This window comes from bacterium (assembly GCA_016873475.1).
Lineage (GTDB): Bacteria > Krumholzibacteriota > Krumholzibacteriia > JACNKJ01 > JACNKJ01 > VGXI01.
The window spans coordinates 1-9,459 of sequence record VGXI01000129.1 but is presented as its reverse complement, the minus strand read 5'-3'; the positions used below and the strand labels follow the sequence as shown (position 1 = coordinate 9,459).

Annotated in this window: 9 protein-coding genes and 1 pseudogene; 9 read left to right on the top strand and 1 reads right to left on the bottom strand. The window is 69.2% G+C overall.

Annotated elements, in window-relative coordinates; genetic code table 11:
• Positions 1-29: 29 nt before the first annotated feature.
• The 4 genes and pseudogenes from FJ251_10650 to FJ251_10635 all read left to right on the top strand — a co-directional run bounded on the left by FJ251_10650 (position 30) and on the right by FJ251_10635 (position 3,749).
• The gene (locus FJ251_10650; GenBank protein ID MBM4118179.1) at positions 30-1,055 is read left to right on the top strand and encodes a hypothetical protein; all 1,026 of its coding nucleotides are present in this window, start codon (positions 30-32) and stop codon (positions 1,053-1,055) included.
• 8 nt (positions 1,056-1,063) lie between these two features.
• Positions 1,064-1,738, top strand: a complete 675-nt coding sequence (locus FJ251_10645) for a CpsD/CapB family tyrosine-protein kinase (protein ID MBM4118178.1) — start codon at positions 1,064-1,066, stop codon at positions 1,736-1,738.
• 2 nt (positions 1,739-1,740) lie between these two features.
• Positions 1,741-3,228, top strand: a complete 1,488-nt coding sequence (locus FJ251_10640; protein ID MBM4118177.1) for an O-antigen ligase family protein — start codon at positions 1,741-1,743, stop codon at positions 3,226-3,228.
• Positions 2,877-3,749, top strand: a pseudogene (locus FJ251_10635) (glycosyltransferase). Before FJ251_10640 ends, FJ251_10635 begins: the two are co-directional and overlap by 352 nt.
• Positions 3,750-3,857: 108 nt before the next feature.
• Here FJ251_10635 and FJ251_10630 read toward each other — a convergent pair.
• On the bottom strand, positions 3,858-4,274 hold the full coding sequence (locus tag FJ251_10630) for a hypothetical protein (GenBank protein MBM4118176.1): 417 nt from the start codon (positions 4,272-4,274) through the stop codon (positions 3,858-3,860).
• Positions 4,275-4,550: 276 nt separating this feature from the next.
• Between FJ251_10630 and FJ251_10625 the strand changes: the two genes are divergently transcribed.
• The 5 genes from FJ251_10625 to FJ251_10605 all read left to right on the top strand — a co-directional run bounded on the left by FJ251_10625 (position 4,551) and on the right by FJ251_10605 (position 9,412).
• Positions 4,551-5,279 (top strand): sugar transferase, encoded by a 729-nt coding sequence (locus FJ251_10625; GenBank protein MBM4118175.1) that lies wholly within the window; start codon positions 4,551-4,553, stop codon positions 5,277-5,279.
• Positions 5,280-5,371: 92 nt separating this feature from the next.
• The gene (locus FJ251_10620) at positions 5,372-6,403 is read left to right on the top strand and encodes a Gfo/Idh/MocA family oxidoreductase (GenBank protein MBM4118174.1); all 1,032 of its coding nucleotides are present in this window, start codon (positions 5,372-5,374) and stop codon (positions 6,401-6,403) included.
• A gap of 57 nt (positions 6,404-6,460) precedes the next feature.
• Positions 6,461-7,060, top strand: a complete 600-nt coding sequence (locus FJ251_10615; protein MBM4118173.1) for an N-acetyltransferase — start codon at positions 6,461-6,463, stop codon at positions 7,058-7,060.
• Between the two features lie 61 nt (positions 7,061-7,121).
• Positions 7,122-8,159 (top strand): glycosyltransferase, encoded by a 1,038-nt coding sequence (locus FJ251_10610; GenBank protein ID MBM4118172.1) that lies wholly within the window; start codon positions 7,122-7,124, stop codon positions 8,157-8,159.
• Entirely contained in the window at positions 8,159-9,412 is a 1,254-nt protein-coding gene (locus FJ251_10605; protein MBM4118171.1) for a glycosyltransferase, read from the top strand. The genes FJ251_10610 and FJ251_10605 overlap by 1 nt, the downstream gene beginning before the upstream one ends.
• Positions 9,413-9,459: the final 47 nt, after the last annotated feature.

The following is a 9,459-nucleotide window of genomic DNA, read 5'->3' as shown; positions in this document are numbered from 1 at the left end:
GCTGGCCGAACCCGCCGCAGGCGCGCACGATGGAGATCGCGGCCGGTCTCGCGACGATGGTCGAGGTGCTGCCCGTGCAGGAAACGGACATCATCAACGTCCTCGTGCGCGACACGGATGCGGACACGGCGCTGGCGATCGCCGACCTCTACGGTCGCAGCTTCCTGCACGAGTTTCGGCGCATCTCGCGCGAGAGCCACGGGCGCACCTACTTCGAGGACGCCCTCCAGGGCGTCGAGGATCGCATCCGCGAGGCCAAGGAGTCGAAGGCGCAGCTGCAGGAAGGGAGCAAGGTCTACAACTGGAATCACCTCGAGATCTCGCTCGAGGAGACCGTCCAGCAGCTCAGCCGCGACCTCACCAAGCGCCAGATCGAGCGCGGCATCTACGAGGCCCAGCTCGCGCAAGAACGGGCGTTCCTCGCCAATCCCGACAGCGCCGCCCTGACGGCCGGTCTGCGCGAGGACAAGCTCGTGCAGAAGATGGAGTACGTCGTCAGCGACCTCCGCCTGGAACTGGCGGAGCTGCGCGCGCGCTACACGCCGGACCACCGCGAAGTGGGTCTGAAGACGGAGGAACTGCGAACGGCTGAGGCCCAGCTGACCGAGTGCATCCGCAAAGTGGTCGCCGAGCACGAGAGGTATCTCGACGAGATGCTGGCCGGCGAGAGCGTGCTCGTGGCCGCAACCCGCGATTTCGAGGACCAACTCCGGCGCATCCCCAGCAACGCCGCGCGCATCCAGTACTACGACGCCTACGTCGAGCAGCAGTGGCGACTCTACGGCGAGCTGATCACCAAGTACAGCGACACCCAGGCCAGCGAAGCGCAGACGCTGCTCGAGAACCAGATCCTGCAGCTGGGGCCGGCGAACATCGGCGGCATCGAGGGCGAGACGCCGAAGGTCGTGCTCTTCCTCGTGGCGCCCCTGTTCGCTCTCCTGCTGGCGGTGGCGATCGCCTTCATGAAGGAGGCGACGACGCATACCTTCCAGAAGCGGGCCGAACTGGAGGACCTCACGGGCGTGCCGGTCCTGGCCAGCTTCCGCAAGCTCTGAGGGGACGGATGAAGCAGTTCATCAAGGAGAGCAGCGCCGGGCAGCCGCCGGAACCGACCCACTTCCACCCCCGGATCCTGCCGGAACTGGAGGGTCTCTATGCCGCCCTGCGCCCCACGTTGGAAGCGAAGCGCCCCTTCATCTACCTCGGTGCCAGCGGGCAGGGCGACGGGGTGAGCACCGTCAGTTGGGCCCTCGCCTACTACCTGGCGATGCGCGAGAGCGAGGAGTGCCTCTTCGTCGATGGCGACATCATCCGGCCGACGATCCGCAACACCAGCGGGCTGCCGGACTACGGACTCAGCGAGTACCTGCGTGGCGACATCGACTTCCGGCTGCTGCCCTTCGCGACGGAGCTGCGCGACCTGGCGGCAGTTCACGCCGGCCATCAGCCGCGGAGCTTCGTCCGTCTCGCCGAGGAGCGCGCGGACACGTTCGTGGCCGAGTCGACGCGCTTCTATCGCGCAGTCGTCTTCAACGGCCGGCCCGGTTTCGACAAGTACGTGGAACTCTGGGCGCGGCGCAGCGATGCCGTGCTCCTGCTGGCGAGCTACCGCCGCACGAAGCGGGAGATCCTCCTGCAGGCCCTGCGCGGCTTCAAGTCGGCCGGGGTGCCCATCACGGGCCTGATCTTCAACAAGCAGGAGTACCCGATTCCCGACTTCCTCTACCGCCGGCTCTAGCGATGTACCGGATCGTCTTCCAGAAGCCCTCCCGCTGGCGCCGCCTCGACGAGTGGCTCCCCTTCGATCCGACGCTCCTCGTCGCGGCCGCCGTCGGCGCTCTGCTCGGCGCCGCCTTCTTCACGGGCAACTGGGTCCAGGTCGCGGTCGTCTCCCTGATCCCCTTCGTGCTCTACGCAGTGGTCAAGAACACGATGGTGGTGTTCCTGATCTGGATCGGCTCGACGCCCATCCTCAGCAACTTCGTGCGTGTGAACATGGGCGCGGGGATCCCGGATATCACCATCGATCGCGTCGCCTCGCTGGTCCTGCTCATGGTCCTGCTCTTCCAGGTCGCCATCAAGGCGCGGCAGCTGCATCGCATGGTGCCCATGGACTGGGTCATGGTCGCGATCTTCGTGATGTTCCTCCCCTGCGTCTTCCGCGGCTACGATCCGATCACCGCCGGCCAGCAGGTCTTCGACCAGGTGATCACCCCCTTCATCGTGTTCTTCCTCGCGAAGAACCTCCTCACCTCCCAGCGCGAGATCCGGCCCCTGCTCTGGACGCTGGGCGTCGTCACGCTCTACTGCGCCGTGCTGGGCTTCCAGGAGCACTTCACGGAGTACAGCTTCTTCACGGCGACGGGCGAGCTGTCCTGGCAGCAGGAGGGCCTGGCGGATCGCATCCAGGGCCCCTTCGAGAGCCCGCAGGTGCTCGGCACCGTGATGGTGGGGGGGATCGTCTTCTTCTTCTACCAGATGTTCAACGCGCGCAACTCCCTCGGCCGGGTCCTGGCCTTCGCCATCCTTGTCATCCACACCTTCGTGACGTACTGGACCTACCGGCGCTCCGTCTGGATGGGCTACTTCGCGACGCTGATCTTCCTCGGCCTCGTGGAGAAGCGCTTCCGGCGTCCCCTGATGGTGCTGCTGGCGGTGTCGTTCGCGGTGCTCGCCCTGAACTGGCACATCATCGCCGAGTCGAGCGTGTTCCAGGACCGCCTGGCGAACTCGCGCACGGTCAACGACCGCTACGTCGTCTGGTTGACCGCCTGGGAGATGGCCAAGCGCTTCCCGCTGCTCGGCACCGGCTTCGGCTGGTTCGGTCACTACTACAACCGCTTCTTCACCTTCCACGGGAACACGGTGACCACCGAATTCGCCCATGGCATCACGTCCGCCCACAACTCGTACATCCGGATCTGGGTCGAGGGCGGTCCCTTCCTCCTCATTCCCTACCTGCTCATGCTCGCCATGATGGTCGTGCGCGTGTGGAAGCTCCTCTCGGGGCGGCTGATCCACCCCAGCGCCGGCCGCATGGAGGTGATGGTCTTCGTGGGCGTCTTCCTGACGCAGTACGCGCAGGCGCTGACGACCGACCAGATCTTCCATGCCGAGTACTCGGCGATCCTGCTCTTCCTCATCACCGGAGTGCTCTTCCAGGACTGCGCACGGCCGGAGACCCCCACGCCCCTGCTCGCGCCCGCCCGCCTACCTCTCCGCCGGTGAGACTCGCGATCCTCGCGCCCACCGCGAGCGCCGCCTTCCGCGAGGAGGTGGCCTCCGGGCAGGGGGGCGCCGAACGGCAGCTGGTCGCGCTCGGCCGTGCGCTCGCCGCCCGGGGCCACCAGGTCGATGTCGCCGTGGCCGCGGACGACGCCCCTCTCGTCGCGCAGTCCGGCTGCCGCCTCTGGCCGATCTATCCGCGCGGCGGCTGGCCCCTGCTCAAGCTCGCGCATCCCAAGGGAAGCGCCCTGCATGCTTTCCTCCGCGAGCGGGGGAGCGAGCTGCTGCTGCAGCGCGGGGCGGCGGAACTGACGGGTCTCGGTTGTCTGGTCGCCCGCCTGCTCGGGATCGGTTTCGTCTTCGCCGTCGCCAGCGACAGCGACCTGGCGGCCGGCGCCGAGCTGCTGCCGCACCCGCAGGATCGCGCGCTCTTCCGGCTCGGCCTGCAGGGCGCCGATCAGGTGATCGTCCAGACGCAGGCCCAGCGCCGGAGCCTCTGGCGGGCCTGCGGGCGCGATTCTCAGGTGCTGCGTTCGTTCCCGGACGCCGCTCCGCCGGAGCGGACGGTCGCGCCGGTGGGGGACGCGATTCTCTGGGGGGGCAATCTGCGCCCCGTCAAGCGTCCCGAGTGGCTACTCGCGCTCGCCGCGGCTCTGCCCGGAGAGCGCTTCATCGTCTTCGGTGGGGCGGCGCCGGGACATGAACGCTATGCCGGGCACCTGCAGGCGCGGTTGCGCGAGCGGCCGAACATCCAGTACCTGGGAGCGCTGCCGCCCGCGGCGCTGCCGGCGGTCTACCGGCGTTGCCGCATCTTCCTCAACACCTCGGAGGTGGAGGGCTTTCCGAATACCCTGCTGGAGGCCTGGCGGCACGGGCTGGACGTGATCGCGAGCGTTGATCCGGACCGGCTGCTCAGCGGCGCTGGTCTCGGATTGATCGCCACCGACCTCGCTGGGCTCAGGGCGGCCCTGCAGGCCTCGCTCCGGGCCGATGCCGCCGAGCTGGCGCAGCGGCGCTTGCGCGCCCTCGACTACCTGCGGCGCAGCCATTCCCCGTCGCGCCTGGCCGAGGAATGGGAACGTATGCTATTGGCATGTATCGGTTTACGAGTCTCGACTGGAGGCCCACGCCCCCGCTCCGATCTCCCTCTCACCGCTTTGCAGTAGCAGCTTGATTCACGCTTGTGCTATACTGGCCAGCGATCGGCAGACTGACATCCCCAGGTGACGCTCTTCAACTGCCAGGGAGGCTCTATCGACCGCTCGCTAACGCCTTGACCTGCCAGGCTTGAATCGCATCTCAGCTGCTCATCGAGGAGTTCGAGCTTGAAGAAGACTTCGATGGTGGTCACCTCCGCGGCGGAAGCCTACGGAGTGGGCCTCCCGCCCCAGTTGACTCTGGTTTTGCCCATAGCCAGCGCCAGTGCCTACGAGCGCGGTAGTTTCGCCAAGCGGGCCTTCGACATGGTAGCCGCGGGCCTGGGTATTGCGGTCCTCGCGCCGCTCTTCTTGGGCCTCTACCTCGCCATCCGCCTGAGTTCGCGGGGGCCGGCGATCTACGTGCAGCGACGCGTGGGGGCCGATGGGCGACGCTTCGATTTCTACAAGTTCCGGACGATGGCGCACCGCAGCGACGATTCCATCCACCGCGCCTACTCCGAACGCTTGATCAATGGCTGGGCCCAGCGGGATGGCGGCCGGGCCTTCAAGCTGACCGCCGATCCGCGCGTGACGCCGATCGGTCGTTTTCTGCGCAAGAGCAGTCTGGACGAGCTGCCGCAGCTGTTCAACGTGTTGCGCGGCGACATGAGCCTCGTCGGGCCGCGCCCCCCGATCGAGTACGAGGTCGAGCACTACCAGGACTGGCACAAGCAGCGCCTGCAGGCCAAGCCGGGCATCACCGGGCTCTGGCAGGTGAGCGGACGCAGCCAGGTGCCCTTCGACGAGATGGTCATGCTCGACATCCACTACATGGAACACTGGTCGTTCCTGCTCGACCTCAAGATCCTGCTCAGGACGATTCCCGTCGTGCTCTTCGGCGTCGGCGGCTATTGAGCGCCGATCTTGCTACATGCCCACGGCATGACCGCCCTGCGGCGGGGAGCCCCCGGCTCCGGCACCGAGCGGGTCGCGATGGAGGCTAGAATATGATCACCTTGGGCGTCATCGGGACCGGCTACTGGGGCCCCAACCTCGTGCGGAACTTCGTCAACCTGCCGGGCGCCCGGGTCACCCGGGTCAGCGACCTCTCCCGGGAGCGGCTCCAGCACATGGAGAAGCTCTATCCCTTCCTGGAAACGACGCAGGACTACCGCGTGCTGATGGACGATCCGGCGATCGACGCCATCGTCATCGCAACCCCTGTGAGCAGCCACGCGAAGCTGGCCCGCGAAGCATTGAGCGCCGGCAAGCACGTCTTCGTGGAGAAGCCGCTCAGCAGCAGCGCCGAGGACAGCCTGCAGCTCGTCAGGCTGGCGCGAGAGAAGAGTCTCGTCGGCATGGTCGGCCACACCTTCATCTATTCGCCGGCCGTGCTGAAGATCAAGGAGCTCCTCGACTCGGGCGAGCTGGGTGAAGTCTACTACGTGAGTACGACGCGCGTGAACCTGGGGCTCTTCCAGGACGACATCAACGTCGTCTGGGACCTCGCGCCGCACGACTTGTCGATCTTCACCTTCCTCCTCGACGCCGAGCCGGAGCGCGTGCAGGGTGTCGGTCACAGCTACATCCAGCCCGGGATCGAGGATGTCGCCTTTCTTGCCTACACTTTCCCGGGCGGGCGGCTCGCGAACATCCACGTCAGTTGGCTCGACCCCAACAAGATCCGCCGCACGACGGTGGTGGGCTCCAAGAAGATGCTGGTCTACGACGACACGTCCAACGTGGAGAAGATCCGCGTCTACGACAAGGGCGTCGACGTGCACCGCCACTACGACACTTTCGGCGAGTTCCAGCTGGCCTACCGCTTCGGCGACATCCACATCCCCAAGCTCGACGATGGCGAGCCGCTCAAGGTGGAAACCGCGCACTTCCTCGAGTGCATCCGCCAGGGTGTGCCCTGCCGCTCCGGCCTCGAGCACGGCCACCACGTCGTCTGCGCCCTCGAGGCGGCCTGCCTTTCGATGCGCGAGGGTGGACGCAGCGTCGAAATCGAGTACAATCTCAGCCGCGCCTTCTAGACGGGGGAGCCAACGATGTCGGATCCGCTGATCGTACCGGGACACGTGCGCCTGGGGATGCCGCGGCACATCGACCCGCACGTCCTGCTCGGCTATCGCACCGGCCGCCGCAACGTCCCGCTCGAACTGGTGATCGGGCCCGAAGCCTACCTGCGCACGGGTACCGTGATCTACCAGGGCAGCACCTTGGGCGCCGGCTTGGAGACCGGCCACAACGTCGTCATCCGCGAGCAGAATACGATCGGCGATCACTGCGCGATCTGGAACAACACGGTGATCGACTACGGTTGCCGGATCGGCAGCGGCGTCAAGATCCACAGCAACTGCTACATCGCGCAGTACACGGAAATCCAGGACGGCGTCTTCCTGGCGCCGGGCGTGACGATCGCCAACGATCCCCACCCCGGCTGCCCCCAGTCGGCGGAGTGCATGCGGGGCCCCGTCATCGAGGCGGGCGCCCAGATCGGCGTCAACGTCACCATCCTGCCGATGGTGCGGATCGGCGCGCGCGCCCTCGTGGGCAGCGGCGCCGTGGTCACGCGCGACGTGCCGGCGGAAATGGTGGTCTACGGCAACCCGGCCCGCGTGGGGAGGTCCATCTACGCCCTCGGCTGTCCCGCTGAACTTCGCGAGCGACCCTACGAGCCGCCGGCCTGAGCCTCCGCTCCGGCGCCTGCTCGTCCTCGCCTCGACGCTGGCGCTCGGCGGCGGCGAGCGCGTGCTGGCGAGCCTCCTGACCGCCCTCGCCGCCGATGGCTGCCGCGTCGAGCTCTGCTTCCTGAAGCGGCCGGGCGCAGTGGGTGAGGAGCTCCTCGCCAACGGGCTGCCGGCCACGGTCTGCGACCTCCGCGATACGCGCTCCCCGGCCGCCCTCCTCGCCCTCCTGCGCCTGCTGCGCAAGCGGCAGCCGGACCTGCTCTACATCCAGGACCACCACGACTGCCTCTTCTGGGGCCGCCTCGCCGCCGGCCTCTGCGGTTTCCTGCCCGCCCTCTCGCCCGTGCACAGCTCCGCTCAGGGACGCCTGCGCGCCTTTCGCCTGCCGAACCGCCTGCTGCTCGGGCTGAGTCCCCATCTGGCGACGCTCGGGCAGTGGCAGGAGCGCGCGCTCGCCGAGCGGGAGGGCCTCGCGCGCGGCGACTGGACGGCGATCCCCAATCCCGTGCCCGGCCTCGCCGCGTTCACCGCCGCGGCGGCGGCGCCGCCGCGGGCCGCGGCCGGCCGCCGCGAACTCGTCTGCGTGGCGGCGCTGCGCCCCGAGAAGCGCCTCCAGCGCCTGCTCGACGTGCTGGCCCTCTTGCAGCGGCGGCGCTCCCTGCGCCTCACTTTGATCGGTGAGGGCCCCGAGCGGGCGCGGCTGGAAGCGCACGCCGCGGCGCTCGGCCTGGGCGATTGCCTGCGCCTGCTCGGCCGCCGCGATGACGTCGCCGCCCTGCTGCCGGACTTCGATCTCTTCCTCCTCGGCAGCGAGGAAGAGGCCCTGCCGCTGAGCGTCCTCGAAGCGCTGATCAGCGGCTTGCCCGTCGCCGCCCCGCCGCACGGTGCGCTGCCGGGACTGCTCGGCGCGGGGCGGGGACTGCTCCTCGCGGGCGAGGCGCCCGCAGCCTGGGCGGAAGCCATCGACGGCTACCTCGACGCCCTGCCGCCGCTGCCGGCGCGCCGCGCCTACGGCCGCCGGCTCGCCGAGGAACACGCGCCGGAGCGCTTCGCCGCCCGCTACGGGCGTTTGCTCGCGCGCCTGGGAGGACAGGGCTGATGCACGTCCTCCAGGTGAACAAGTTCCTCTACCCCAAGGGGGGCGCGGAGCTGGTCTGCCTGGGCTTGGCCGAGGCCCTGCGCGAGGCGGGCCACCGGGTCTCCTTCTTCGGGATGGCCGACGCCCGCAATGCACCGGAGCCGGACGCCGATCTCTACGCGCCCGCGCTCGACCACCACGCCCGGCGCAGTCTGGCGCAGCGCGGCCGCGAGGCGCTGGCGACGATCTACAACCGGCGCGCGCAGCGCGCCTTCGCCGCCCTGCTCGAGCGGCGCCGGCCGGAGCTCATCCACGCGCACAACATCTACCACCAGTTGACGCCGGCCATCCTGGCGCCCGCGCGGGCGCGCGGGATCCCGGTGCTCCTCACGCTGCACGACTACAAGCTTTTCTGCCCGATCTACACCTGCCTGCGCGGGGGACGGCCCTGCGAGGACTGCCTCGGCCGCTGGCCGCTGCCGCTCCTGCGCCATCGCTGCAAGGACGGCGCCCTGGCCGACAGCGCGGTCCTCTTCGCCGAGGCGGTCCTCCATCGCCTGCTCGACAGCTATGGGCGGGGCGTGGCGCTCTTCAGCGCTCCCAGCCGCTTCCTGCGCGACAAGCTGATCGCCGCCGGCCTCGCGCCGGAGCGGATCCGCCTCCTGCCCAACGCGCTGCCGCTGGACGCGGCGACGCTCGCGGCACCCTGGACGCCGCCGCCGGCCGGGCCGCGCCCGGTGCTCCTCTGGGTGGGCCGCCTGAGCGCCGAGAAGGGGCTCGCCACCTTGCTGCGGGCGCTGGCGGCCTGCCCCGCGCCGCTGGAGCTGCAACTCGTCGGCGACGGTCCCGCGGAAGCGGCCCTGCGCGCGCTCGCGGGGGAGCTGCAACTCGGCGAGCGCGTGCGCTGGCTCGGACGCCGGCCGCGGACCGAGATCCCAGCGTTGATCCGCGCCGCCGACGGTTGCGTCCTGCCGAGCGAGTGGTACGAGAACGCCCCCCTGTCGGTGCTCGAAGCGCTGGCGCTCGGCCGGCCGCTGATCGCCAGCGACCTCGGCGGCACCCCGGAGCTCCTGCGCGACGGCGAGACCGCCTGGCTCTTCCCCGGCGGCGATGCCGCGGCGCTGACGGCACGCCTCGCCGAGTGGGCCGGCGCCCCGGAAGAGCGGCAGCGGCGCGGGCGCGCGAGCTACGCCGACGCGCGGGCGCGCTTCGCGCCCGCCGCGATCCTCGCGCAGACGCTCTCCCTCTACGAGGAACTGCGTGCCCGCCGCTGAGCGGGGAATCCTGTTGCCAGGCTCCAGGCTCGCTGCTATCCTCCCGC

Coding starts and splice junctions, on each gene's coding strand:
- FJ251_10650 (MBM4118179.1), top strand. CDS start 30: ATGGAGATCGCGGCCGGTCTCGCGACGATGGTCGAGGTGCTGCCCGTG.
- FJ251_10645 (MBM4118178.1), top strand. CDS start 1,064: ATGAAGCAGTTCATCAAGGAGAGCAGCGCCGGGCAGCCGCCGGAACCG.
- FJ251_10640 (MBM4118177.1), top strand. CDS start 1,741: ATGTACCGGATCGTCTTCCAGAAGCCCTCCCGCTGGCGCCGCCTCGAC.
- FJ251_10630 (MBM4118176.1), bottom strand. CDS start 4,274: ATGGCTGCGCCGCAGGTAGTCGAGGGCGCGCAAGCGCCGCTGCGCCAG.
- FJ251_10620 (MBM4118174.1), top strand. CDS start 5,372: ATGATCACCTTGGGCGTCATCGGGACCGGCTACTGGGGCCCCAACCTC.
- FJ251_10615 (MBM4118173.1), top strand. CDS start 6,461: ATGCCGCGGCACATCGACCCGCACGTCCTGCTCGGCTATCGCACCGGC.
- FJ251_10605 (MBM4118171.1), top strand. CDS start 8,159: ATGCACGTCCTCCAGGTGAACAAGTTCCTCTACCCCAAGGGGGGCGCG.